22 protein-coding genes, 1 pseudogene and 1 other annotated feature are annotated in these 25,002 nt (G+C 39.1%); of the genes and pseudogenes, 4 read left to right on the top strand and 19 right to left on the bottom strand.

The features are described from left to right. The 5 genes and pseudogenes from A5816_RS09070 to tyrS form a co-directional block, all read right to left on the bottom strand. A pseudogene (locus tag A5816_RS09070) lies at window positions 1-324 on the bottom strand (hypothetical protein); the annotation flags it as partial. Window positions 325-568: 244 nt separating this feature from the next. Continuing rightward, window positions 569-1,936, bottom strand: coding sequence for a Na+/H+ antiporter NhaC (nhaC, locus tag A5816_RS09075; protein WP_002292602.1), 1,368 nt, complete (start codon window positions 1,934-1,936; stop codon window positions 569-571). A 108-nt stretch (window positions 1,937-2,044) separates the two neighbouring features. Then, window positions 2,045-3,442, bottom strand: coding sequence for a tyrosine-tyramine antiporter (gene tyrP / locus A5816_RS09080; RefSeq protein WP_002316652.1), 1,398 nt, complete (start codon window positions 3,440-3,442; stop codon window positions 2,045-2,047). Between the two features lie 266 nt (window positions 3,443-3,708). Next, complete coding sequence (gene tdc, locus A5816_RS09085; protein WP_002286400.1) at window positions 3,709-5,586, bottom strand: tyrosine decarboxylase; 1,878 nt, start codon at window positions 5,584-5,586, stop codon at window positions 3,709-3,711. A 291-nt stretch (window positions 5,587-5,877) separates the two neighbouring features. Further along, complete coding sequence (tyrS, locus tag A5816_RS09090) at window positions 5,878-7,134, bottom strand: tyrosine--tRNA ligase (RefSeq protein ID WP_002315946.1); 1,257 nt, start codon at window positions 7,132-7,134, stop codon at window positions 5,878-5,880. 104 nt (window positions 7,135-7,238) lie between these two features. Then, window positions 7,239-7,444, bottom strand: a binding site (T-box leader). A 262-nt stretch (window positions 7,445-7,706) separates the two neighbouring features. On the opposite strand from tyrS, the gene A5816_RS09095 reads away from it, so the two are divergent. Then, window positions 7,707-9,008 carry a polysaccharide deacetylase family protein gene (locus A5816_RS09095; RefSeq protein ID WP_010731891.1) on the top strand — a complete coding sequence of 434 codons (1,302 nt, stop codon included), beginning with the start codon at window positions 7,707-7,709 and terminating at the stop codon, window positions 9,006-9,008. A 68-nt stretch (window positions 9,009-9,076) separates the two neighbouring features. Here the strand turns inward: A5816_RS09095 and A5816_RS09100 are convergent, their stop codons facing one another. Continuing rightward, the gene (locus A5816_RS09100) at window positions 9,077-9,676 is read right to left on the bottom strand and encodes a TetR/AcrR family transcriptional regulator (protein WP_002292597.1); all 600 of its coding nucleotides are present in this window, start codon (window positions 9,674-9,676) and stop codon (window positions 9,077-9,079) included. Between the two features lie 253 nt (window positions 9,677-9,929). Here A5816_RS09100 and A5816_RS09105 point away from each other — a divergent pair, with 253 nt between their 5' ends. After that, a complete protein-coding gene (locus tag A5816_RS09105; RefSeq protein ID WP_002373557.1) occupies window positions 9,930-10,811 on the top strand; it encodes an ABC transporter ATP-binding protein in 882 nt (293 codons plus the stop codon). 12 nt (window positions 10,812-10,823) lie between these two features. Beyond that, a complete protein-coding gene (locus A5816_RS09110) occupies window positions 10,824-12,434 on the top strand; it encodes an ABC transporter permease (RefSeq protein WP_086311201.1) in 1,611 nt (536 codons plus the stop codon). Between the two features lie 79 nt (window positions 12,435-12,513). Here the strand turns inward: A5816_RS09110 and A5816_RS09115 are convergent, their stop codons facing one another. From A5816_RS09115 to dhaM, 9 genes are all read right to left on the bottom strand, one after another. Next, window positions 12,514-13,173, bottom strand: coding sequence for a Crp/Fnr family transcriptional regulator (locus A5816_RS09115; protein ID WP_002292592.1), 660 nt, complete (start codon window positions 13,171-13,173; stop codon window positions 12,514-12,516). Between the two features lie 457 nt (window positions 13,174-13,630). Further along, on the bottom strand, window positions 13,631-13,894 hold the full coding sequence (locus A5816_RS09130; protein WP_002373562.1) for a hypothetical protein: 264 nt from the start codon (window positions 13,892-13,894) through the stop codon (window positions 13,631-13,633). A gap of 18 nt (window positions 13,895-13,912) precedes the next feature. Then, window positions 13,913-14,224 (bottom strand): hypothetical protein, encoded by a 312-nt coding sequence (locus tag A5816_RS16305; RefSeq protein ID WP_086311202.1) that lies wholly within the window; start codon window positions 14,222-14,224, stop codon window positions 13,913-13,915. A 16-nt stretch (window positions 14,225-14,240) separates the two neighbouring features. Beyond that, the gene (locus A5816_RS09140) at window positions 14,241-15,602 is read right to left on the bottom strand and encodes a DUF2974 domain-containing protein (protein WP_086311203.1); all 1,362 of its coding nucleotides are present in this window, start codon (window positions 15,600-15,602) and stop codon (window positions 14,241-14,243) included. Then, the gene (locus A5816_RS09145) at window positions 15,602-16,123 is read right to left on the bottom strand and encodes a hypothetical protein (protein WP_038398408.1); all 522 of its coding nucleotides are present in this window, start codon (window positions 16,121-16,123) and stop codon (window positions 15,602-15,604) included. The genes A5816_RS09140 and A5816_RS09145 overlap by 1 nt, the downstream gene beginning before the upstream one ends. 382 nt (window positions 16,124-16,505) lie before the next feature. Continuing rightward, window positions 16,506-17,165: an HI_0552 family protein gene (locus tag A5816_RS09150; protein WP_025478421.1), complete on the bottom strand. Its 660-nt coding sequence runs from the start codon at window positions 17,163-17,165 to the stop codon at window positions 16,506-16,508. Between the two features lie 127 nt (window positions 17,166-17,292). Continuing rightward, window positions 17,293-17,898, bottom strand: coding sequence for a dihydroxyacetone kinase subunit DhaL (gene dhaL / locus A5816_RS09155; RefSeq protein ID WP_010731884.1), 606 nt, complete (start codon window positions 17,896-17,898; stop codon window positions 17,293-17,295). Between the two features lie 28 nt (window positions 17,899-17,926). After that, window positions 17,927-18,937, bottom strand: a complete 1,011-nt coding sequence (dhaK, locus tag A5816_RS09160) for a dihydroxyacetone kinase subunit DhaK (RefSeq protein WP_002289294.1) — start codon at window positions 18,935-18,937, stop codon at window positions 17,927-17,929. Beyond that, window positions 18,912-19,307: a dihydroxyacetone kinase phosphoryl donor subunit DhaM gene (gene dhaM, locus A5816_RS09165; RefSeq protein WP_002304157.1), complete on the bottom strand. Its 396-nt coding sequence runs from the start codon at window positions 19,305-19,307 to the stop codon at window positions 18,912-18,914. Before dhaM ends, dhaK begins: the two co-directional genes overlap by 26 nt. A gap of 152 nt (window positions 19,308-19,459) precedes the next feature. Between dhaM and A5816_RS09170 the strand changes: the two genes are divergently transcribed. Then, window positions 19,460-19,780: a putative heavy metal-binding protein gene (locus tag A5816_RS09170; RefSeq protein ID WP_002292575.1), complete on the top strand. Its 321-nt coding sequence runs from the start codon at window positions 19,460-19,462 to the stop codon at window positions 19,778-19,780. A gap of 109 nt (window positions 19,781-19,889) precedes the next feature. Here A5816_RS09170 and A5816_RS09175 read toward each other — a convergent pair whose 3' ends face one another. The 4 genes from A5816_RS09175 to A5816_RS09190 form a co-directional block, all read right to left on the bottom strand. After that, the gene (locus tag A5816_RS09175) at window positions 19,890-20,747 is read right to left on the bottom strand and encodes an LPXTG cell wall anchor domain-containing protein (RefSeq protein WP_241694026.1); all 858 of its coding nucleotides are present in this window, start codon (window positions 20,745-20,747) and stop codon (window positions 19,890-19,892) included. A gap of 107 nt (window positions 20,748-20,854) precedes the next feature. Next, entirely contained in the window at window positions 20,855-22,159 is a 1,305-nt protein-coding gene (locus tag A5816_RS09180) for a glycosyltransferase (RefSeq protein WP_002373579.1), read from the bottom strand. Beyond that, window positions 22,156-22,665 carry a hypothetical protein gene (locus A5816_RS09185; protein ID WP_086311205.1) on the bottom strand — a complete coding sequence of 170 codons (510 nt, stop codon included), beginning with the start codon at window positions 22,663-22,665 and terminating at the stop codon, window positions 22,156-22,158. Before A5816_RS09185 ends, A5816_RS09180 begins: the two co-directional genes overlap by 4 nt. Before the next feature lie 174 nt (window positions 22,666-22,839). Further along, a complete protein-coding gene (locus A5816_RS09190; protein WP_002373581.1) occupies window positions 22,840-24,975 on the bottom strand; it encodes a UvrD-helicase domain-containing protein in 2,136 nt (711 codons plus the stop codon). Window positions 24,976-25,002: the final 27 nt, after the last annotated feature.

The raw sequence follows: 25,002 nt of genomic DNA on the forward strand, positions 1-25,002 counted from the left end.
TCTTTTCGCCTTCATCATTTCTTTATTCACATAAATAGGATACTCTTTCATCTTGTCAAAAAATCGGATATCCGTATAGTTGATTTTTTCTTCTCTGAATTCGTAAAGTTTTTGTGCATATATTTTTTTAGAAACTATAAGCCCTTCTTTGATTCGCCATGACCAACCAGCACACAATCTGCTTGAGTAATTGAGAAATTCTAAAACTGCCTCCTGATGACTAGTTAGCCTGTCATACTCTTCTTCCTTGAAAAAAGCATACCGTAAAACGGTCCAAGCACGCTCCAAATAAAAATCAATACTTTCTTTTTCTAATAGTTCCATCTTTTCTCTCCTTGTGTTCTTCTAACGGCACTCCTGATACACCAACACAACTGACCCTTTCATCTGCCACGTCAATACATGTTTCTCTCGAATTTTATCTATCCCATTTTTATTTTATCGCAATTATCAAGGCTTCTATTCCTATTATTTCTTTTTGAAGAAAAGATAGTTTTTCAATCGTATAAATCGCTAGTTTCGCAAAAAAGGCTGCGACAAAAATAGTCACAACCTTTTGATCTTTTCTTCAATTTTTCACATGTCGGCGATTCAATAAAAAACCGCCTATTATTGTAAAGACAGGAGCAAGGATCGAGAAAAAAGCGAATGGCAAGTAATGCAACGCACTAACTTTCATCGTCCCCATAATGAATGTGCCGCTAACTCCCCACGGTACAAGAGAATTGACGGTTGCTCCTGAATCTGCTAACGTCCGTGTCAAATAGTTTTTTGATAAGCCAACCTCATCAAAGGAGCGTTTGAATGTTTCTCCTGGAAGAATGATGGACAGGTACTGCTCTCCAACGATCAGATTGACTCCGATACAACTCAAGGCAGTAAACCCGACTAAACGAGAAGGTCGGTCCATCTTTTCTTTTAATTCTTGCACGATGGTCTCAACAATCAAATATTTGATCAATAAACCACCTAATGCCAATGCCAGTAAAATCAAACTGGCTGAACCCAACATACTCATGATCCCGCCTCGAGAAAGCAGTTCATCTAGCTTGGGATCAGGTGTATGCGCGACATAACCATTCATCAAGATGTCTGCTGCTTTTCCAATCGTCAAACTTTTCTCATGGATAAAGGAAAGAACGAGGGCGGCTGTCGATCCTGCTAATAATGTAGGGATAGCTGGGATTTTTTTGATTGCCCCGCCAAATAAAATAACTAACGGAATCAATGTCCAAGGAGAAATCCAAAAGCTTGCTTTCATATTTTGGATCATTTCATTGATACTGGCTAGGTCGGCTGAATGACTGTTATGTCCTAATATCGTATAAAAAAGCAGCGAAAGGACGAATGCCGGAAAATCCGTATAACGCATGCCAGCGATATGTTCGAATAGATTGACTCCGCCGATACCAGCTGCCAAGTTTGTCGTATCTGATAAAGGCGAGCAGTTATTCCCTAAAAATGCACCAGAAACGACCGCTCCTGTAGTCATTGCATCGTTGAATCCAAGCAAATGACCGATTCCCAAAAAAGCAATCCCAATCGTCGAAATCGTCGTAAATGAACTGCCGACTGTCACTCCGACAATTGCACAAACAAGAAATGCTGTCGGTAAAAAGAAACGTACAGAGACAAGTTTGAATCCATAAACCATGATCGTAGGGATGGTTCCAGATAGAATCCAAGAGGCAACCAAGACGCCAATCAAAAGAAAAATCAGGATCGGAATGATCCCCGGAGTGATTCCTTTGATGATCCCGTCATGGATCTCATCCCATGAAAACTTTTTAAATCTGCCATAAAACAACAAACACATGAAAGCTGCAAGGATCGGGATATGTGGCGAGAGTTGGAATCCGATAATCAGTACTCCTAGGAGTGCCAACAACACGATCAATACAGCGATACTTTCTTTTAAAGAAATATTTTTATTCATCGTCGATCTCCTATTTCAAATGAAAAGGCCCTGCCATGAAAAAACTATTCACTTGGCAGGACCTCCTACTAAATCAGCGACAGATCGTCGGCTGAAAGACTTATTTTTTTATTTTTCTTCTAAACTTTTTTCTACCTCAATTCCCCAAGAATCTTTCTTGAAGTGATTGATGATCAATGGAATAACGAACATGACCACTGTGATAGCTGCTACTAATAATGCATCACTCAATGTCGCTGTACCTAATGTAGCAAATACGACAACGATGATAGAGAAAATCAGCATGCAGCTGACTACCCAAGCTAAGCCGTTTCCGTTTTTACCAATTCGGTAAGGACGTTCGAATTCTGGATGTTTCTTACGCATTTTAAGCAATGAAACAGCAATCAAAATGTACACGATACAATAAATAACAGTTGTAGCATTTGTAAGTGTCAAGAATACAGCACTTACGTCATCCATTACACCATAAAGTAAAGCAAATAATGAAATAACGATTGATTGTGTTAGAACGACATTTCTAGATACGCCGTATTTGTTTTCTTTATGGAATCCGAATTTTGGTGGAAGGAATCCTTCACGAGCTACTTGGATGATTGTTTTTGATGGTCCAGTAACCCACGCTGATAATTGTAAAAGCACACCAATAAATACCATGAAGCTGAAGATATTTCCGATCACTTCTGGTAAGCCTAGGATTTGGCAATCAATCAAGATTGGCTGCGTGATATTTGCTAATTCCATTTTTCCATCTGGTACGACATTGGCAACAAGCATCGCATTGATGACATTCAATAAAACTAATCCGATCAAAGCGATAAATACGCCTTTTGTATAATTTTTTGTTGCGTCTTTCAAACGAGGCATGTAAACAGAACTCATTTCAATCCCAACAAAAATAAATGTGATACCAGCTAAGTATTTCAATGAATCAATATGTTCCAAGTCAGGGAAAGCTTTTGACCATGAAAAGTCACCTAGATAGCCGTTTGAGACTAGTCCGACTTTGAAGGCTGCCAAAACACCTAAAACGAACATGATGACTACTGGGATATATACCCCTAGCCATACACCGATGTTCCCGCCGACTTTTGCCATATCGAATTTCAAGTTCAAGATCGTGATGATCCAGTAGATAACTAAAATACAACCTAAAACGAACCAATGATTATTGCCAAGTTCTACATTACCAAATGTGTTTCCTAACAATGGTCCTAAAGTAGAAGCGACCATTACCATACCTGGGAACATTTGCACCCACAATAGCCATGCAACGACAAATCCCCATTTGCTGCCCAGTGCTGTTTTTACCCATAACTGAGGACCGCCTTCTTGAGGAAGCATCGTTGAAAGCTCACCGGAAACCATTGATATCGGGCCGGCAAAAAACAAAACTGCAAAAATTGAATAAAAAATCAATGTCCAACCGACTGCGGCTAACGTAGGAATACTCCGAACCGTTGCACACAGTGCCATTGTCAGACCGATAAAGGTCCCAAGACCCATTTTACTTACTTCAGATTTACTCACCGTTGACACTCTCCTTGATTTTCTGGATAAAATAACGGTGTCTTTGAAGTAGTTTCAGCAATAAACGAAACAATTCAGCGAATATTTGAGGGGATTCTTTGAGTCTATTGCTTGAAGGAGTTCTTCAAAGACAACCTCAAAACAAAGGGATCGAAGAGCTTAGGTCACCCCTTGCTCTTCAGATCCAAACATGCGTCAGAAACAGTTAGCATTCAAGCTGTTTTCTAACATGATTACCTTGCTTATTTTGCTTCGCTTGCCAATAATTGGTCTGCGTAGATTTTTTCCAATTTTTCTTGAAGAGCTGCTTTGATTTTTTCAGCATATTCTTCAAAGTGTTCTTCTTTGTTCATGTATGGTGTCATTACGCTGGCACGCAATACAGTTACTTTTCCGGCACGGTTCCATTCTTCATCTGAGAATCCTAGTTGGTTCACGAATTGCAATGGGCTGTTGCCATAGTCTGGGATAGCAAAGTCAGTATGTGAAGTTAAGAATTCATTACCGTAAATGCTTCCTTTCACGTATGAAGAATAATCGTATACGTCATGGTTCAATTTATTCATCGCAACTAAATCGTCGTTGCCTTTTTCTTTGAATACGTAGTCTACCATGTTGAAATCTGGATAAGTTAATGGATGAACTTCGATTTCTTTGTCACCTACTTTGAATGACAAGTCATTCAAGAAGTTGTAGAAACGATGTGCCCCTTCGATTGATGCACCCATCAATTTACCGTATCCTGTGACATTCAAAGGTAAGACATGATGTGCTGCCCAAACGCTGGCTGCTGTTGCCCCTGCTTTTGAACCTTCCAAGATATACGCTCCAAGTAATGCTGGAATATCTGCACCTTTTTCAAATACATATGTTGCGAAGTAAGAGATAACGTCTCTCATGCGGATATCTTTGATGACGATACCACCGGCAGAATATGGAACATAGCCCATTTTATGTGGGTCGATTGTTACAGATTCTGCTTCTTCGATTGCTTTATATGCACTGTGTACTTCTTCTAAGATATAATCTTTGTTTTCTGTAAAGACGTTGTATTTGTAATGAACATCTTTTAAATCTTCGAATGGAATGAAGTTGTTGTCTTCGTCTAAGAAAATCGCACGGCCATATCCGCCATAAGCAGCATCTACGTGCAAGTAGAAGTAAATACCGTCTTTTTCTAATACGCGACGCAATGCAACGATTTTATCGATACCGTCGATTGCTCCTTCTTCTGTTGATCCTACAACACCGACTACACCTAAGATTGGTGTTTTTTCAGCTGCTAGACCACGAACGATTTTTTCAAGTTCGTTGATGTCCATGCGATAGTTATGGTCAACTGGCACTGGAATTACTTGGTCTAAACCGATACCGATGATGTCGGCAGCTTTTAGCCATGAATAGTGTTTTGTTTGTGGAACCAACCATTTTCCTAATTTTTCTAAATGTTTTCCGCTACGTGCTGAGTGAGCTTTGATTTCGTCGATTTTTTCTGGAACACTGTCTAACAAGTTCATGATTTCTTCTGTTGACAAGTTCATTAATTCCCAATCGCTTTTTCCAGCAACTAGCTCAGGTGTCACTTCTTTCATAGCAAGTGGCAATGATTTGATGTTGCGGGCATACCAAAGTCCTTCTAAGTTTGCTAAAGAACCATCAGCAACGATGTGTCCCCAGCCATCTTTATAGCTCATTAATTTTGCAAATTCCATGCCTACTTCTTCTTCCATTTGGCTTGTTGCAGGAGAAGATTCGTAAGCAACGTTATTACCATTCCATAGCATAGCAAAATTGTACGCTAGTAAAGATGGCATCAATGTTTCAGAGTTCATATGACCCCAGTAGCGTCCGGCATTATGCCAAGGAACGGAATGGGTACGCATCCGCGCTGAAATTTCTGATAGAACATCTTTTGTTTTATTCACAGTGTGTTCAAAACTAGCACTGCTTTTTTCTTCTGGCGTAATGATAGGCATGTCTTGAGGCATGTAGTTTTGACGCCAGCCTAAATGTTCGTCCACCAATTCATTCAACAAAGCTTTATAGATTTGGCCGTTCTCAGCTTTGTCCCCAATGAATAGGGCATTTAGGTTTAGATCTTTCGACAATGATTCACTCATAGTGAAACCCTCCTAAAAAAAATATTTAAATTTTGTCGAGCCCTACATTACACCTGTTCTCCTATTCTGTAAACTAAGCTTTCGACCGTTTTTTAATCGTATTTTAATATGTATCAATTATCCGAATTGTTCACACTTTTGAAATAATTAAAAAAAACGAGGGAATTTACAAAAGTAAATTCCCTCGCAAAGATTGTATTAACGACAACCAGCGTTCTATTTTAGGATGGGTTTCAAAATTGGAATGTTGTAATAGTATTCCCCTTTTTCAAGGCAAAAACTTACTAAATTCTAATCAATTACTTTGGCCAAAAAGTAATTTTTCTTACCTTTTCGAATAACCACAAACTTACCATCGAATTCATCGGATGGATTTATGACAAAATTTAAATCGGTAACGCGGTCACCGTTAATACTTATAGCTCCGTTTGAAACATCTTCCCGTGCCTGACGTTTAGATGGTTCAATTTTTGTGGAAACAAGTAGCTCCACAATATTTTCAGGTGTGCTTGAAATTTCAACGTTCGGCATTTTACCGAATCCTTGCGCGATTTCTTCCGCATTTAGTTCTTTAATATTTCCAGAGAACAATGCTTGTGTTATTTTTTGCGCTTCTTTCAAGTCTTCTTCACTATGCACAAATCTTGTAACTTCTTCTGCCAAACGGCGTTGTGCTTCACGTTTCTCAGGTTCTGTCTCTACTTTTTTCGCTAATTCTTCAATTTCTTCTTGAGATAAGAACGTAAAGAATTTCAAGTATTTCACTACATCACGATCATCTTGATTCAACCAGAATTGGTAGAATTCAAATGGTGAAGTTTTCTTAGGATCAAGCCAAACGGCACCGCCTGCGGTTTTTCCGAATTTCGTTCCGTCCGCTTTCAACATCAATGGAATCGTCAAACCGAACGCTTCTGCTTCTGGTCCTTCTAATTTTCGGATCAGGTCTAAACCAGCTGTGATATTTCCCCATTGGTCTGCTCCACCGATTTGTAGTTGTACATCGTATGTTTTATGCAGATGTAAAAAGTCGATGGATTGCAGGATTTGGTAAGTGAATTCTGTGAATGAGATCCCTACTTCCAAACGGCTGGCAACGATATCTTTTGCTAACATCGTGTTGATGTTGAAGTTTTTACCGTAGTCTCTCAAAAATTCAAGTAAAGAGATTTTTGACAACCAGTCGTAGTTGTTCACAAATGTGATATTTGCGTCTTTACCAAACAATTTTCTCATTTGATTGGAAAGTGCATCCACGTTATGTTGCACTTGTTCCATTGTTTGCAACACACGTTCTGTTTTACGGCCGCTTGGGTCGCCGATCGTTCCTGTTCCGCCGCCAATCAGAATATATGGATGATGGCCTGCCAATTGGAATCTTTTCATCATCATAAATGGGATCAAATGTCCGATATGCATCGAATCACCAGTTGGATCAACGCCGCAATAAAGTGAAATGCTCTTTTCTTCAACGAGCTCGCGAAGTCTTTCTTCGTTTGTTTGCTGATTAATGGCGTCGCGCCAAGTTAATTCATCAATAATATTCATTTTACTGACCTCCGTGTAGTTTTTTATGAAAGCAGGAACCTGCTAGCATGTGTCATTAAGTATTTCTTCGGGATGGAAAATAAAAAAAGTCCCTTGGCATATAGCCAAGGGACGAAATCTCGCGGTACCACCCAATTTGTATGTCTAGATATCCAACATACCTCTCGAACATTTAACGCTGTCGCGTGGCAATCACTGCCAGAGACTCCTGAAATGTAATTCGCTTTAAAGCATGTACTGGTTTGCAGCAACCACCAGCTTTCTGAAACATTGGCTTTAACAACTACTTCGTTTCAATCTTCGTCTTGTTATTATTAATATGTGTCTATCATAGAGCGCAACTTTTTCTTTGTCAACAGAAAAAGGATATTTTTTTTAAATTCCTCATTTTTTCTTTTTTGAATCCGTTCTAATCCCGAACATTTTATTTTTAACTATTGTTAAAAGAAACTATTTTTTCTGTATTTTTTCTGCAATTTATCGAGAAGTCACTTTACTTTTCCTCTTATTCTTTCTTCGTTACAATGAACAATGGGACGAGTAAAAAAATGAAAAAGCAAGGGACGAGGTATATGGAAAAAAAGCAAAAAATTATTTTAGGAGCCACTTCTGCTTTAACTGTCGTTATTTTAATTTTAAGTCTGTTTTTTGTCATCCGGGCATACACAAAAAAAGAACCGATCATTCCTGAAAAAAAAATAACAGAAAAGACAAAAGAGCCAATGGATGATAAGCAACAGCTAGTTACTCAAGCAAAAAATCTGGCACAAAGCTATGATTATGACCAAGCGATTGCTTTATTGGAGAAAAACAGTAAAAACGGATCTGCAGAAACACAGCAGCTTCTTCAAACACTGAAAAAGGAGAAAGAACAACTGATTGACTGGTCTGATCCTACTCAGATCTCTCACGTCTTTTTTCACAGCTTGATCGTGGACCCGCAAAAGGCCTTCCACTCTCAACAGGCGCAAGGATACAAAGACTATATGGTAACTGTTGAAGAATTCAACCGTTCGATCGAACAACTCTATCAAAATGATTTTGTTTTAGTCAATTTGAATGATTTGATCCAAAAAGACGAACAAGGAAATCTTTCCTTTAACGGGCTTGCGCTACCTGAAGGAAAAAAACCATTAGTTCTTTCACAAGATGATGTCAGTTATTATGAATATATGGATAATTCCGGTTTTCCTAGCCGATTAGTCGTATCAAATAACAATGAAATCAAAAATGTTTATAAAGAGAATGATAAGGAAGAAATTGGGGACTTTGACATGGTTCCTCTGATCGATGCTTTTGTCAAGAAACATCCTGATTTTTCTTATCGAGGTGCAAAAGGCACCTTGGCCCTGACAGGTTACAACGGTGTTTTAGGTTATCGAACATCCAAGTCTCAATACGGAGATAACGAGAAAACAAAAAAAGAGATCGAAGAAGCTAAAAAAGTGGCTGATCAGTTGAAGAAAGATGGCTGGAGCTTTGCTTCCCATACCTGGGGACACTTGAATATGACTCAAGCTTCATTAGAGGATGTCAAAAAAGACAATGAATTATGGCAGCAAGAAGTTGCACCTATCCTAGGAAAAACAAATATCCTGATTTATCCATTTGGTGCAGATATTAGCGACTGGCAGCCTTATTCAGCAGAAAATCAAAAATTTGCTTACTTAAAGAGTCAAGGTTTCGATATTTTCTGCAATGTAGATGCTTCTACTCCCGCTTGGGGACAATTAGGTACGGATTTCTATCGAAATGCTCGAATCAATATCGATGGCATTCGGTTCCAATCAGATTTAGACGGACAAAACCCTATTCTTGATCCATTCATCAACGTTCATGATGTCTACGACAAAGAAGCACGCGAATCCGCTTGATTTTACATCATTTATAAACCAAAAAAGCCGAACTGACATTTTATCGTCAGTTTTGGCTTTTTTATGCTTTATTTCTTCTTCGGCGCGATTCCCTTGATCAGGACTTCTGTCCATTCTGCTGTATATGGAAGCAGTTTTGCGTATATCTCCGGCTTAGAAATTCCTTCTACCATTGCTTGAAAATAGAGGATCAAGAACTCATCCGAATATTTCAAATCCACTTTTCCTTCTTTACGCCCTCGATGGAAAAGATCAAGCATGATACTGAAACTTTCTTGCGTATACGCATCCATCGCGTCAGAAAATTCTTTTTTTTCTTTTTTTGTATAGTATGTCATCAAATCGATATAAAATTGTTTGTTCACTCGATTGAGATAACGGATTTTGTTTTCACTCATGGCAATCAGTGTTTCTTCAAATGGAAGATTTTCTGCAATCAACGCTTTCGCTTCTTGCCCTAAATCATTCATAAATGTAAAAAATACTTCATAAATCAGCCCTTCCTTGCTGCCAAAATATTTAAAAATAGTCGCTTTACTTACCTGAGCGCTCTCAGCTACCTTATCCATCGTCACTCCAGCGGTTCCTATGTCTGTGTTCATCAAGTCAAAAGCTGCTTGTAAAATCTCTTTCTTTTTCTCTTGTGCTCTCTTTTCAAAACCGTTCATTTGTAGAGCCTCCCGTAATTTTAAACTTTTATAATATCTATAGTTCAAATTTATTCTGAGGTTTATTATAACTATCTATTGAGAAAGTATCAAGCCAGCAATTCCTTGTTTATGAATTCATTGACAGAAATTTATAAAAAGAATATTATGTACTAAAATAATAAAAAAAGTTTTACAAAAAGGTATAAAAGCATTTTATTAAACTGTTTAATCTTATTTAGTATATATTTTCAGAAAAAGGAGTGGGGTTTTTATGGCAGAAATCGTCAAAGTCACACATTTGAAAAAGAGCTTTGGTCGTTTCGAAGCTTTAAAAGACGTCTCTTTCACCGTACATTCAGGTGAAGTCGTTGGATTTATCGGACCAAATGGTTCTGGAAAATCCACGACGATTCGGACACTTTTAGGGATTATAAAAAAAGACGGCGGAACGGCAACGATTTTTGGTCAAGATGTATGGGAAGATAGTTTATCTATCCATGAACGTCTTTCTTATGTTCCAGGTGACATCTCTTTATGGGGAAATTTGACTGGAGGAGCGATCATCGATCTCTTCATGAAGCTTCATGGAAAAGGGAACGCTCAAAAAAAGGACGAACTGATTCAACGTTTCTCTCTTGATCCTAAGAAAAAAGCAAAAAACTATTCAAAAGGAAATCGTCAAAAAGTAGGCTTGATTGCTGCTTTAGCTGTTGATTCGGATCTCTATTTATTTGATGAGCCTACTTCTGGTTTAGATCCCTTGATGGAAACTATTTTTCAAGAAGAAGTTGAAAAACTGAAAGAACAGGGCAAATCCATCTTGCTTTCTTCTCATATTCTCAGTGAAGTCGAACGGCTGGCAGATAAAGTCGTGATCATCCGCGAGGGAACAGTCGTAGAAGAAGGAACACTCGATGAATTACGTCATTTGACCCGCTCGACCATTACTATAGAAACAGAAGGAGATAACAGCCACTTAGCACAATTGAACGGTGTCCATGATTTTGTGCAAAAAGACCACCTTGCTCAATTTGCTGCTGACAACGAAGCTTTCGATGTGATTTTAGCTGAAACTTCCAAATTAGGTGTGAAAAAATTTGAATCTATTCCACCGACTCTTGAAGATTTATTCATGAGGCACTATGAAGGATGAGGAGGAATCGAAATGACTGATAAATTTTCACGCTGGTCCACCCTTTTTTCTCAAAACCTTAGCCGTGACTGGAAAAAGATCCTGATATGGCTAGTCGGTGTCACTGCTTTTTCTGGTGGTTTTGTCCCTGCGTTTGAAGAATTGACTTCAGGACAAGGATTAGCTGGATTATACGAAACCTTGCAAAACCCGGCAATGATTGCAATGGTCGGACCAACTCCAGCTTCGAATGCTGCTGAATATACTTTAGGAGCGATGTATGCAAATGAAATGTTGCTTTTTTGCAGTTTGTTTGCTGCTGTTATCTCTGTTTTGCATGTGGTGAGCCAAACGAGAAAAAAAGAAGAACTTGGTCTGATTGAACTTATTCGTTCCTTTCGAGTCGGACGTCAAGCAAACTCTTTAGCTGTCATCGCTGAAAGTATTCTGGTCAATTTGCTTTTAGCAATATCAATCAGCTGTACGATGATTTTTTTTCAAGCAGATTCAATCACTGCAGAAGGTGCTTGGCTTTTTGGGCTATCTGTAGGTAGTATGGGGATTTTGGGGAGTGCCGTTGCACTGTTTGCTGCACAACTGATGCCAAGTTCAACCAGTTCGAATGGTCTGTCTTTAGCGTTTTTAGGTGGACTTTACCTTCTACGAGCAATAACAGATGTAGCTGATTCCTCCCTTTCGATGTGGAATCCTTTAGGCTGGTCTTATTTGACCTATCCATTTACAACTAACAACTGGATTCCTTTGCTTTATTTGTTTTTGTTCAGTCTAATCTTGATAATCAGTTCATTTGTTTTAGAGGAACATCGAGACTTGAACACCGGCTATATCCCCGAACGTGAAGGAAAACCGTATGCTAAACGTTCTCTTTTATCCTTGCGTGGTTTATTATTTTATCTAAATAAAGGGATGACAATCAGTTGGCTTATCACTTTTGGTTTGATGGGGGCGGCATACGGCTCTATCTACGGGAATATGCAACAGTTTTTAGAAAGTAACGACTTAATGAAACAGATGTTTATCCAATCTGGCGTCTCAATTGAAAAAAACTTTACAAGCACGATCATGGTCGTCTTGATTTGTCTAGCTGCTATTTTACCAATTGCTAGCATCAATCGTTTATTTACAGAAGAAACCCACGGACGTATGAATCAGCTGTTCGCGACAAAAATTTCTAGGAACCAACTTTATTGGACAAATCTGTTACTAGCGATCCTGTTTTCTATATTGTCGATTCTGATTAGTTCTGGTGCGCTAGGACTTTCTGCTTTGGCATCGATGAAGGATGCGAAAGATATGGATCTATTGCTGTTTCTTAAAGCCGGATTCAACTTTCTGCCTGCTGTTTTAGTGTTTATCGGGGTGAGTGGCTTTCTATTCGGCTGGCTTCCTCGAATGGGTAAATTTGCTTACATCTACTTAGCTTACTCCTTTGCGCTCAATTACTTTGGCGGGATTTTGGATTTACCAGAATGGTTCTCCAAAACAGCGGTCCCTAGCTGGGTACCACGGATGCCAAACGATTCTTTCGATCTTTCCGTATTCCTTACGTTATCCTGTATCAGCCTTGCACTGATCGTCCTTGGTGCTATCGGTTATAGGAGAAGAGATTTAGTGGAAGGATAACAAAAAAAGAGCATGTTCAATTTCATGCTAGCCTCCAAATTGGGATCAAAAATCCAACATTTGGAGGTCATTTTTGTATTTACAAGTCTTCTAACTGCTCTTTATCAATGATCCAGACTTCCCGATTCTCTCTTTTTACATAACCATTCTCCTCTAATAATTTAAATTTTCTAGATAAAGTTTCGGGGGTCGTACCGATAAATGCAGCAAGTTCTTTCATTTTCATTGGCAGGAAAAAGTGATTCTTCCCTGTCGCTTTAGCTAAATCAAGCAGATAGACAGCGACTCGTTCTTCTACTTTTTCCATCATCAAAAAAGTTGTCTGCTGCTGTACTTTTGTTAATTTCTCAGCGTTGATTGCTAAAAGTTTCAGACTAAGGGCGGGATAATGCAGTAAGAGTTCCGAGAAATCTTTTTGTCTCAATACGCAAATTTCCGTTTTTTCTAGTGCTTCGCCAAATAAAGACTCATTTGGAACGCCTAGCAACTGGCTCTCTCCCTCATATCCGCCCGGCTCTACTACTCGTAAAAGCTGTTCCTTTCCGCTAGCAGATAATTGATACACTTTCATACTGCCGGAAGCCACGATCACTAATTGAGACTCTCCATTCGGCGCAAGAATCTGTTCTCCTTTTTCCACTTTTCTGTGTGTCACTAACGAGTGGATTTTTTGCTGATCTTCTATCTCGAGATGATTGAATAACGGAACGAGTGAAACACACAATCCTTCATGTCTCATAGCAGATTCCTCCTTTGGATTTCTTACTTGTTTGTTATTCTACTTGTTCTTTTAACTTAGGTAATTGATTTGTATCAAGATTTTTCTTTTTGTGCGATAAGTAAGCAGACACATGTCGTTTATGACCACGATCAGAATACTCATTTCATGGAAAAGCATACCGCTTGCCACCTCGGCCACCAGGATCAGACTCTCGATAATAATGGTAATGAGTGCTTTATGTCCTAAAATCATTTTTTGATACTATCATAAGTAAAATTGAAAATTGCCTCTTATGTCAAATAGGAGCTGTGACAAACGCCTTGTCGCAACTCCTATTTTTTGAATAAACGGAGTTCTCCTGCCAACTTCTCGGGTACAAGTCACGATATTCATCAAACATGAGAAGCTGTTTTTTGAAATTGTTCCTTGTGACTCAGAGTTAAACGGCAAGTTCACAACCTCTGATTCACGGTGTTCAAAAACTTACTAACATTCGGCTTTTTTTACTAAATGCCGCTGTTACTTGTTTGCCGAAACGACCCTTTACTGCTTTTTCCAATCCAGTCGTTGCAGAGGATACCGCTTTTTTTGCCGTGCTTGCTTCCACCTCTGCGGCTTGTTTCGCCTTTTTGCATTTCGTGACTTTGTCTTGAGTCATCGCAATCCCTAAAGCTCTTGCTGAGATTTTTTGTATCTCTTTCTGGTAGTCTTCCCAAATTTTTTCCTCTAGAACGATCACTTATTATCTCCTTTCCTGTTACTTTTTGTTTAATCGTTGCAGATCAGCACGATAACGGCGTTCGACTTCATCTTGCTGATCATAGATTTTTTTTCGTTTCTGCATCAATTCATGAGAGAACCTCTCTTCTAAACGTCTGAGTTCTTTTTGTGCAAAATACAAAGAATCCTTCGGGCATTCAAAGAAACGCACCGAAAAACGTATATTGGAATAAGTCGTTTCTGCCATCTGCTGCATGTTCTTTTGCATCTGTCTGAGCTGATCTTCCTGATCTTCTAGCTGCAGTCGTTCTTTTCGATATGTTTCATGAATCTGGTTTTCTTTTTCCATCTCACTACTCCTTGTTTTAAAATAATTGTCGTGCCAAGTCCCGATCACGCTGGACCAGTTCATTGATTTTCGCTTCGATCTCTTTTGCCAAGGTAGAGAATTCTGCTGAAAGCTGCTTGATTTTGAAGATCTTTTCCCTGATTTCCTGCGTAGGTTCATCAACGATCGTCTGCTTTGTACAACCGACTTCTCGCAGAGCATCGAGCATTTCGTTCTGAGACAAAAGGGGTGTCTGTCTGCGGACCATCGCAAGACCATCTGCCCACAGCTGTTCCAAATCACGAATCCCACGCTGGTAAATGACTAGCACTTGTTCCATCGCTTGATCGAAGACGGAAGCCGCATGTTTCACGATCATCAGCGCCTGCTGGTCGTCTAAATAGATCTGTTCATTGGTCGACAGACCGCCGCTGCTCGCTGTGAATCTTTTCCGCCAAGTCACTAGCTTGGAGAAAGCACTGATTTGTAGCTGGAGCCACTTGTTTTCTTCTTTCAGTTGACTGATCCGATCTTTCTCCCACTGATTTTTTTCGCCATATGTCTCCATTTGACGGATCATAGCTTTGTTTTTGATGATTTGCTGGGCTAGTAAGGTCTGTTCGAGGGCGATCCCTCCATGTTGGTCGGAATAGATGACGATATCGCCATATTTATCGATGTAATTCCCGTTTTTGTCGAGATTGAACTGATTTAGATCGTGTCCATAGTTTTTCCAGCCGGCGTTGTCGATTTCGAAACTGTGAAATGGCAGTTGCCCTTTCCCGCCAGTCAGCCAGCCGCTGGTCACAATGTCTGATGTGTCATACAGATTGATGATCTGCCCTTCATAATTCTTGAGCTGTTTCTCACTCAGGCCTGGGCCTGCCGCTGCATATGTAAATCCGTAATAGCCTTTTAAAACAGCGACATAGATCGCCTGTGCTCCACCTAAGGAATGACCGGTCGTGGAAATGGTGTAGCCGTCTTTGACAGAATAGGTCTTTTCGATTGTATCGGCATACGCTAAAGCCGACTGGAAGGCGCCGTTGTCGTGTTTGTCCTCGAAGCCGACTTCTCGGATGTTCGTTTTCCAGTCCTGCCAACTTTTGGTACCTGCGTAGGCGATAGTCAGGTCTTTTTTGATGACGGATTTGGGGTAGCCAGCTTGCTTTTTCAAATCATCTTTATCATAGCCTTTGTATTTATCCTTGATTTCAGCCACGACCATGGCCTGCATACCGTTTTTCTTTGGTGTTTTTTCGTTTCCGATCGTATGTTTGTCGGTGTTTACCGTATCAAGAATTAAATATTCATTGCTTTTCCCCGTTCTATCACCATTTTTAATTTTTCCTACTTCTACTTGATAAACTGTTTCTGAAAAAATTCGATTCTGATCCATCAGTCGATCCCCCCATCATAGAATGTGACGATATTCATGGGTATGCTCATATTGGTCTCTTGATCTTTTCTACTGAGATAATGATCTTGCCCCTGTTTTTCTATACCACTATCAATCCTATAGATCCACTGACCTGTTTCTGCAGACTTTACTCCTAATGTCGCAGTGTGAGAAAGCAGGTCATTGATTTCGAAATGTACCTCTAAAGATTTCATAGGGGTTACAGAGAAACCTGTAAATTCTATTTTTTCGATGTTGAAATATTGCCTAGCATTTTTTAAACTCTCTAAGTATTCGTCATCTGTTATTGTTCCAGTACCACCATTGTATTTCTTATCTGCTTCATTGATTTTGTCCTTATCTTTTGTATAAATCTCATAATGATTATACAAATAATCGGCCAAATCGGTTTGGATGGTACGCAGTTCTTCGTTGTCTTTTTCTCTTTTATCCATCAATATTTTCCCTCCTATACTCAGTGCAATGACAACTATGAGTCCTCTGAAAATGATTTTTTTCATGCTTGCTCCTTCTTACTTCTCTTCGCAAAGAAAACGCTTTAAATGGATTTTACCATAGACCTATCAGTGAAAAAAGAAGCCTTTTTCTTACTTTTCCTTGTTTGATAACTAAATGAATATTTTTTCATTTTTTCTGTTATGCAAATCGAAACACATATACAAAAGAATGAGCGGAACGCAAGCAATCGTCGTTTTTTAGAGATCGTTAACCGTTATGTTTTTAGATTTGTTTAAATTTTTATTCTGATTTGGCTGATGGAAAAACCAAACAGACACCTGCGAAAAAAATGATTTTTTCGCAGGTGTCTGTTTATGTTGCCTCATGAGAGCACTGGATTCGATGATGTGCCATCTATTTAGTACGCAACGCAAATCAGCTTTTTCATAACTTCTTTTTTATCGCGTGATACAATGGCGCTAGTTCTTTGAGCGCCTCAGCAGTTTTCTCTTCGATGTTCGTGTATTCATTTGGAGAAAAAAACAGTTTGCCAAGTTGGAAGGTTCGATCGCCCATTGTTTCTCGCAGCTCTTCTTGCTTGCTCTTATCTGATAAATAAACGGATAAAGGCAAATGATCTTCCAGCTCATTTTCAGGCTGAGGCCAGATATAATATTCTTCAATCGCTACCTGGGTACTCCATTCCTGCAGTAAAGATAGCAATTGATTGTATCCTTCAACGCTTCCTTCTCTCGTGTCACTTTTATAGTGCTGATACATCAAATAGATTTGGTATTGTTTTTGATTCAACAAAACTGCTAGACAGGCATTCTCGTCTTGACGAGATTCGCTTCGATAAGCACTCCAAAAATGACTGCGTAAATTCCAGCCATTCGTCCAGCTTTCGATTTTAGGTTTGCTCATGCCATACGTATCAGGCAAAAGTGCAGCTGTCTGGAGCTGGATCTCTTTCCATTTTTGCCAATGTGCTTTGTATTCTTGTTTGATTTGTTCAACTTCATCTGGTGTATGTATTTCTTTGAGTTGTTTGAATGCATAATTGTCTCTGTCAAATAACTGATAGTCTTCTTTCATTAGATCCATTTTGTTCCCTCTTTTCTTTTTTATTTTAACTATCTTATTTAAAAGAAACAACTGTAAAAAAGCTGAATCGAAAAAGCAACTGCTTGCTTTTCGAGTTCAGCCTCTGTTTCCATTTATATAGGGACGGTCATGAAGTTTTGATCACATTGAGTAGTGTCGTAAATAAAATGGCACTGGAAGCAGCTCCCGGGTCGATATGTCCGATTGCACGTTCTCCTAGATAGGAAGCTCTTCCTTTTTTAGCTACCAAGTCTTTGGTGTGTTCTTTTGCCTGGTCAATGATTTCTTTTGTTAGATTCCCTGCTTTCAACGCCTCTGTAACTGGTAGCCAAACATCTAACATCGTTTTATCGTCAGCTTCTGCCTTTCCTCGGCTTTGAATACCCGCTGTTCCCTGCTCGATCACTTCTCCTAATTTTTCTTGAGAATCAATAGAATCGACCTCTTTTGTCGCTTTCATCATGTTCATGAATGCAGATCCGTATAACGGACCAGAAGCCCCACCGACTTTCGATATCATCGCCATAGAGAATACTTTGAATGTATCACTAATTGTTTCAGGATGATCGGTTTGAAAAGCTTCTTCATAAGCTGAAACCCCTCTTCCCATATTATTTCCGTGGTCTCCATCGCCAATCGGGGTATCTAGATCACTGAGATGTTGTTTGTTCTGATTGATTGCCTCTGCAAATTGCGAGAGCCATTCTTGGATTTCTTGAACGGTTAGTTTCATATTATCACCCTTTTATCTTGAGATTGTCTTACCATGAAATCGTCTGTACATTGCTTTCTAAAGAATCTTTCCATTGTGTCTCCGTCAAGTCGATCAGCGTCAGAGAAAGGCCTTGCATATCTAGTGAGGTCATAAAATTACCGACTTTTCGGAAAACTACATTGACGCCTCTTTCTTCCAACAGAGCTAAAACATCATTCATGAATACGAACTGTTCCATCAAAGGCGTCCCGCCCATTCCGTTGACTAATACACCTGCTTCTTTTGGCAAATTCGAGTAATCATCTAAAATCTTAGTAACAAGTTCCTTTGCCAGTACTTTAGAAGGCTGCATCTTTTCTCGACGATAGCCTGGCTCACCGTGGATACCAACACCATACTCAATCTCATCTTCTCCTAGTTCGAATCCTGGTTTCCCTACTTCTGGTACAGTTGCTGCTCGAAGCGCTAGACCGATCGTCTTAGTTGCCTGTACGACCTTTTCTCCCAATTCTTTCAACTCTGCTAGGGAAGCACCGTTTCTTGCTGCATCGCCCACGATTTTGTGTACAAGGACAGTACCCGCAACTCCGCGTTTTCCAGCAGTATACGTACTATTTTCAACGGCGATATCATCATCTACGATCACACTTTCTACTTCAATATCGTCCATAGCAGCTAGTTCCTTTGCCATATCGAAGTTCAATGCATCACCTGTATAATTCTTAACGATCAGTAAAACTCCTTTTCCACTATCCGCTTCCTTGATAGCCGTTTGAATCTGATCTGGAGTTGGAGAAGTAAACACATCACCAAGCACCGCTGCACTTAACATTCCTTCCCCTACAAACCCGGCATGGGATGGTTCATGTCCGCTTCCTCCACCAGAAACCAAACCAACTTGTTCCGCTTTCTGATTCTTGGCTACAACACGGGAAGATTCTACACGATGAACAAGTTCTGGATAGCTTTTTACTAATCCTTCCAGCATTTCTTCGACAATATTGCTTGGATCATTCATGATTTTTTTCAATTTATTCCCATCCTTTCTTTCCGGCATTTTGTGCTTCTGTTAAGATTTGCTGAGTATCATCCGTTATACCGGCAGTGATGGCTGCTGCAAAAGCTCCTTCCACTAAAGGCGCATCCACCAGATGATAACGTTGCTGCTGTTCTTCTTCCAACATGTCTTTTGCCAGTTCCGAATTCAATACCGCGCTGCCGATATCCGCAAAAACAAAATAACTAGCTGCATCACTTGATTCATTGACAGCTTCTACGATTTTCATCGGGTCTGATCCGATCTCGCCATTTATTCCACCGAGAGAAAAGATCTGCACCTCTTCGGATTTTTGCATCTGCTCAATCATTTCTTTAATACCATCTGTTACTTTTTGACTATGAGAAATAAGCAAAATACTCTTTTTCACAAGAATCTTCCTTTCTTTTACATAGTTGCTAACGATTGGTTTCGCTTTCATTAATGAACAATTCAAGTATATAATAAATTCCTAATTTTGGGAAAATATGTGTTGCGCATCTTGAACTTTGTTATACTTTCATTAAAGAGAGGAGTGATCGAATGATTACAACAACCACGAATAGTGTGGAAGGAAAAACCGTAGTAGCTTATAAAGGAATCGTTTTTGGTGAAGTTATTACTGGGATCAATGTATTGAAAGATTTTGGGGCTGGTTTGCGAAACGTCTTTGGCGGCCGTTCAAAAAGTTATGAAAATGAACTAATGGGCGCAAGAGAAGAAGCCCTTGCGGAAATGGCCGAACGTGCAAAAGCATTAGGAGCTGATGCAATCATCGGCGTAAAAATGGATTACGAAGTATTAGGCAGCGACAATGGCATGTTGATGGTCACATGTAGTGGAACAGCTGTCTCCACAAGATAAGTAGGAATAGCTGTCTTAATAAATAAAAAGAGATGGGACATGTGGTGGGACCCAAGAGTTAGATTTTCAGTCTAACTTCGAGGTTCACTACCTTCCCATTCTCTCTTTTTTATTTCTTTTTGCGAATGATTCCGTAAGCTGCTGCAACTAGCACACCTGTGCCTACTAAGGAATAATTGACAGAAGCTGTTTTTTCATTTGTTTTTGGTAAAGTCTGACTTGTTGATTCGGATGACTCTGTCGTTTGCTGAACTGTTTCTGTCGTGGTTCCAGAGGCCACTGATTTTTCTCCTGCCGAATGCAAAATATCTTTTATTCGTTGGAAACTAGCTGCTAAGTCTGCTTTTTTTGCTTCAAAATCATTAGCAACTGTTTGCGCTTCGCTGATCTTTCCATGGATTGCTTGACTGGCCGCTGTGATATCCGCTTGAGTTTGACTTAGCTTTCCAGAAGCTGTTTGAGCAACCTGATCTAATTGTTGATTGAATTCTTTTGCTTGTTGGATCTTCCCGTCAAGATCTGTTTGGACAGCTTCCGCTTTTGCTTTCGCTTCGGCAAGCTTTTTCTCAAGTTGTGCACGGTCATTTCCCGCTTTATTTTTAAGATCAGCTAAATCTTGATCGATTGCTGCTTGGTCTTCTTTCAATTTGTTTTTTGCAGCCTCTAATGCTTCTTCGAGTTCTTTTCTTTTATTTTCCAAGTCTTGCAAATGATCGATTGGATCAGAAGAGGTAGAACTATTCGTTGATGTATCTTCTGAAGACGAAATCGTTTCTCCTGAGTTATCTGTCGGTACATTGGAAGTCATTTCTGTTTCCGAGGTTCCGTTTTCAGCATCAGAAGAGCTTATAGTTGTTGAAGGCTCTGTTTGAGCAGGTTCAGAAGTTTCTGCAAAAGCCGTGTGTCCGAAGAAGAAAATACCGGAAACAGCAATCGACCAGATTAACGGCTTCATTCTTTTTTTCATCACTTTCCCCATCCTTACTACTTTTTAACTAATTTCTTATTATAAGCAAAAATGTCTGGAAGAACCATAAACACAACAGGCTGTTTGTCTAAAAAGCGGTGCATCTTTTATTTTTTTGTACGTTCCGGACTTTTCCATGTCCCGCTTCCATAACCTAAAATCGTTTTGACTGCTGGAATGAAAGTCGTCACGATTGTTATCGCGTTCACTATCCAGAACAAAAGCATATATAGTGGTGCGAAAAGAAGGTATTTCAATTTTCTTCGTCGATCATCTACAATCAGCGAAGCTAGCAACTGGAAAAATCCTGCGACCATTTCAAAGCAGATGAACACAAAACTGAATGTAAAAGTGACATAGATCTGTTCATAGTTTCCTTGGTACACATAATGCCCAATCAACCCAATAAAAAGAATCATGGAAATACAAAAGAATATTGACCAGACAATGCTCAATGTTTGATCAATGAAGATGATTGTTCTTCCGATATGTTTAAAAGGATGGAGCATCACTTTTTTGAAATTCGTCAGCCAGACTTCTGTTCCGCCTTTTGCCCAACGTTTTCTTTGTCGATATAGCATCTTCAACGTCACAGGTACTTCCATGAAAAAGATGATCCCAGGAGCAAAAACAGATACCCAGCCATTCAACTGATGATCCCACGCAATACTGATGTCTTCTGTCGCTCGATCTTGTCTGAATCCGCCCACATCGATCAAGGCTGCTTTTCGATACATCGTATTTGCCCCACTGTACGCATAAAGACCACCGAAAACAGCTGACTGTGTTCGTTTGATGATACCAACGATACTTGAGAATTCAACCGTTTGCGATTTTGCAATCAACTTGGTACGATTTTGGACATCCATGTTTGCAGTGACCGCAGCAATATGTCTTGCACCAGGGCGAATGAAATAATTCACATACCTGTTCAGTGCATCTGGCTCCGGTACCGTATCTGCATCATTACTTAAAATCAATTTTCCTTTTGCAAAGGCAAGTCCGATATTAAACGCATGGGCTTTCCCTTTATTTTTTTCGATCCGAACCACACGAAGATTAGCGTATTTTTTCATCAGTCTGGCTAATATTTCTGGTGTTTGGTCCGTTGAACCATCATCGGTCACTAATACTTCATAGTTGTGATAATTCAATTTCGTCATCAAATACTCGATCGTCTCTTCGATCACGATCTCTTCATTATGGGCTGGCACCATGATCGTAATGAACGGTTCGACACCCGATGGAACATCTACCCATTCTTTTTGTTTATGTTTGTATAAAAAAACATAACACCAGACTCCAATAAACCATGCAAATCCGCCTAAAATCGGATAAGAAACGAGGAAAAAATACATGATAGACAAACAAGTATCTAGGAATTGATTACCTGTATGAGTGATTGAGGTCATTTCAGTTCCACCCCATTTTCTTTATACAAATCTGTAATGAGTGTCGTATCTAGATTTTTCTCTTCGGAGACAGAATAAAAACGGACCGTTTCTCTCTCTTCTTTTGTTCCAAAACGCTCCGTATACATTTCTTCAAGTAATTCTTGTCTTTTTTCCAATTCTTCATCTTCATATTCAAAAGACTTATTTACTTTTCTATACAAATTTCGATTGTTCCATCTAGTCAACACAAATGAGATAATCAGGAAGCTGAAAAAGATCAATGCAAAAAAGCCGATGAAGAAATACAGCATTTTCTTTTCCAATAAAAAAGCGTACAAGTAAAAATTCTTGGCTCTTTCTGGTCTCGTTAATGGGAAAAACACCCATATAAAAGGAAGAACAACGATCATCCAACCGAAAAGAGCCACTAGCGTTTGCCAAATTTTTAACCAATAATTACCTTTTGAAAAATACTTATCTTTCACCAAAATCGATGCAACTTCTTCTCTTGTTACTTTTTTCATATCCTCACCTCACATTTTTTGTTACGACGTAGGAGTTTACCATACTTTTCATTTCTTTTCACATAAAGCGTTCCTAAATTTTTCCTAAGAAAAAGAACAAAACATTTCTCATCGGCAAATGAAAAATATTTTGTTCTTTTTATCAGTTATTCTTTTTATTTTTTTATCTCTTAATTATGTTTCTCTTTCCAATACAACAATGCTTTTCATTCCTCTAGATATCGCCGTGTACATTTGTCTGCGTCTTCTTTGCTCATCTCTATCGTTTTCAAATGGATACAAGATTACATGATCAAATTCCAGTCCTTTTGCTAGACTCAAAGGGATGATCTGGCAGTTTTTTAATCCATATGAACTTTTTTTAATCGATTCTTGCAGCGTTTGGGTTTCCTTTTCTGTTTGGGTAATAATTGCCGCTTTTTCTCCTTTTAGAGAATCCAAAATCTCAGCTAGTATTTCCAACAATTCTTCAGAGGATCGAAAAGAACGGTATTCGGGTTCTTTTCCTTGCGGTCGGATCGATATGATGTCGATCTTCTCTTGATCCACAGCATAGGTTTTGAAAAGCTCTGTGATTGCTCCGCTAGAACGGTAACTATTTCTAAGATCATACCGATGGATCGGCAGATGGTAGTCGTCGAAACAACGCATAATATCAGCAAAAGTAGTGGAAGAATTAAAGATTGCTTGATTCTCGTCACCTACTAAAGTAAAGTGAGTTTTTGGAAATAATTCGATCAATAGACCTAATTGTGCCAGGGTATAATCTTGTACTTCATCAATCAATAGATAGCGAAACGCTGGTACATTTACCTTTTCAACAAGCAAATGATGAATAGCTAATAAAATGACTGCTTCATCAACAGTACGTGTGTGTTGCCAAACATAAGCTGAGCCATATCGTTTTTCATAAATTCTTTCAAACAATCGGTGCTCATCCACCCATGCCATTTCTTCGATCTGTCTGGTTATTTTTCGATAGTTTTTTTGTAAAAGTTTCCTTGCATAAGCTGCGATACTTTGTTCCGAATCATCAGAAATCAATTCACCGAATAATTTCAACTGTCTATCTTCTGTCAACGAGAGTACCTGATTCTGCACAGCAGGACTTTTTGCTTGTTTCAAAAGATGATTCTTCCATTCGCTCATCAGTGCCTTTTTCGTTGCTTGAAGCCTATCGATCAATTTAGGATGAGCAGGGACTTTCTCATATATTTTTTCGATCGTTTTTTTAGAAAGAACTGTTTTTCCATTTTTAGTAAGTCCACGGATAAAATCAGGATGATCTAGAAACAAAAGATCGGATTCTTTTAGATCATCGATATACTCTTTACTACGCAAATGTTCTGCTTGCTCTGATATATTTTCTTTCGTGATACGTTTGAAATAAGCTTCTTCACCTTCTATTTCCTCTGCTGAAAGCTGTGAAACCAGCTGCAAGATGGTTAGATTCAGTGGATTTCTTTCGCCTAATGATGGTAGGACATTCGAAATATAGTCAATGAACCGATGATTAGGCGATAGAATCAGCAAGTCATCAGATGTCATCGTATCTCGATATAAATAGAGCAGATACGCAATACGCTGCATGATAGCAGAGGTTTTACCACTTCCTGCTACGCCATTTACCAAGATATTTTGACTTTTCACATCCCGAATGATTGTGTTTTGTTCCGATTGAATCGTAGCAGTGATAGCCTTCATTTCATTGGTCTCATCTTGACCTAACACTTCTAATAGCACATCGTCTTGGATAGCTACAGACGTATCAAAAAACTTGACCAAACGATCTCTTTCCAAAATAAATTGTCGTCTTTCTTTGATAACCGTATCGATTTTATTTTGACGAACCGTATAAGAAGACGGACCAATCATGTTATTGTAAAAAAGTTCGGCAATTGGTGAACGCCAATCATAAACAAGATTTTCATCTGCATCATCTGTGAAATTTGCTGTACCGATATAAAAGGATTCTTTTGGCTCATTATCCAGAAAGTCTACAACGACTTTTCCAAAGTAGGGACTTTTCAATAAACGTTCAATCTTTGCTAGCTGATTTTCTGCGTTTTTCTGTTTGATATTCATCTGATCGATTTCTCTATTTTTCATTTCAATCATCGAAAAAGTATCCAGATTATCTAAGTAACTGTCAAAATTCAATCGAAGCTCGCCAGCCATTTCTTTCAACGACTGGTTTCCTTCTATTTTTGCCGTATCCATCGATTCACGCAGTTCGTTTTTTTTATCGATTAACTTTTGATACACGTTCTTCAGATATGCTTCTTCTAACTGCTTTTGTGTGTTGACCATACACATTCTCCTCTTTTTTTAAAGTGG

Source organism: Enterococcus sp. 3G1_DIV0629, assembly GCF_002141285.1.
GTDB lineage: Bacteria > Bacillota > Bacilli > Lactobacillales > Enterococcaceae > Enterococcus_B > Enterococcus_B lactis.

What these genes read in the sequence shown, in the direction of transcription:
- A5816_RS09110 (WP_086311201.1), top strand. Translation starts at nt 10,824, where the DNA reads ATGACTGATAAATTTTCACGCTGGTCCACCCTTTTTTCTCAAAACCTT.
- A5816_RS09150 (WP_025478421.1), bottom strand. Translation starts at nt 17,165, where the DNA reads ATGGATCTAATGAAAGAAGACTATCAGTTATTTGACAGAGACAATTAT.
- A5816_RS09170 (WP_002292575.1), top strand. Translation starts at nt 19,460, where the DNA reads ATGATTACAACAACCACGAATAGTGTGGAAGGAAAAACCGTAGTAGCT.
- A5816_RS09185 (WP_086311205.1), bottom strand. Translation starts at nt 22,665, where the DNA reads ATGAAAAAAGTAACAAGAGAAGAAGTTGCATCGATTTTGGTGAAAGAT.
- tyrP (WP_002316652.1), bottom strand. Translation starts at nt 3,442, where the DNA reads ATGGGTCTTGGGACCTTTATCGGTCTGACAATGGCACTGTGTGCAACG.
- A5816_RS09145 (WP_038398408.1), bottom strand. Translation starts at nt 16,123, where the DNA reads ATGAAAAAAATCATTTTCAGAGGACTCATAGTTGTCATTGCACTGAGT.
- A5816_RS16305 (WP_086311202.1), bottom strand. Translation starts at nt 14,224, where the DNA reads ATGGAAAAAGAAAACCAGATTCATGAAACATATCGAAAAGAACGACTG.
- A5816_RS09100 (WP_002292597.1), bottom strand. Translation starts at nt 9,676, where the DNA reads ATGAACGGTTTTGAAAAGAGAGCACAAGAGAAAAAGAAAGAGATTTTA.
- dhaK (WP_002289294.1), bottom strand. Translation starts at nt 18,937, where the DNA reads ATGCCGGAAAGAAAGGATGGGAATAAATTGAAAAAAATCATGAATGAT.
- A5816_RS09180 (WP_002373579.1), bottom strand. Translation starts at nt 22,159, where the DNA reads ATGACCTCAATCACTCATACAGGTAATCAATTCCTAGATACTTGTTTG.
- dhaL (WP_010731884.1), bottom strand. Translation starts at nt 17,898, where the DNA reads ATGAAACTAACCGTTCAAGAAATCCAAGAATGGCTCTCGCAATTTGCA.
- A5816_RS09190 (WP_002373581.1), bottom strand. Translation starts at nt 24,975, where the DNA reads ATGGTCAACACACAAAAGCAGTTAGAAGAAGCATATCTGAAGAACGTG.
- A5816_RS09095 (WP_010731891.1), top strand. Translation starts at nt 7,707, where the DNA reads ATGGAAAAAAAGCAAAAAATTATTTTAGGAGCCACTTCTGCTTTAACT.
- A5816_RS09105 (WP_002373557.1), top strand. Translation starts at nt 9,930, where the DNA reads ATGGCAGAAATCGTCAAAGTCACACATTTGAAAAAGAGCTTTGGTCGT.
- A5816_RS09115 (WP_002292592.1), bottom strand. Translation starts at nt 13,173, where the DNA reads ATGAGACATGAAGGATTGTGTGTTTCACTCGTTCCGTTATTCAATCAT.
- tyrS (WP_002315946.1), bottom strand. Translation starts at nt 7,134, where the DNA reads ATGAATATTATTGATGAATTAACTTGGCGCGACGCCATTAATCAGCAA.
- tdc (WP_002286400.1), bottom strand. Translation starts at nt 5,586, where the DNA reads ATGAGTGAATCATTGTCGAAAGATCTAAACCTAAATGCCCTATTCATT.
- nhaC (WP_002292602.1), bottom strand. Translation starts at nt 1,936, where the DNA reads ATGAATAAAAATATTTCTTTAAAAGAAAGTATCGCTGTATTGATCGTG.
- A5816_RS09175 (WP_241694026.1), bottom strand. Translation starts at nt 20,747, where the DNA reads ATGAAAAAAAGAATGAAGCCGTTAATCTGGTCGATTGCTGTTTCCGGT.
- A5816_RS09140 (WP_086311203.1), bottom strand. Translation starts at nt 15,602, where the DNA reads ATGGATCAGAATCGAATTTTTTCAGAAACAGTTTATCAAGTAGAAGTA.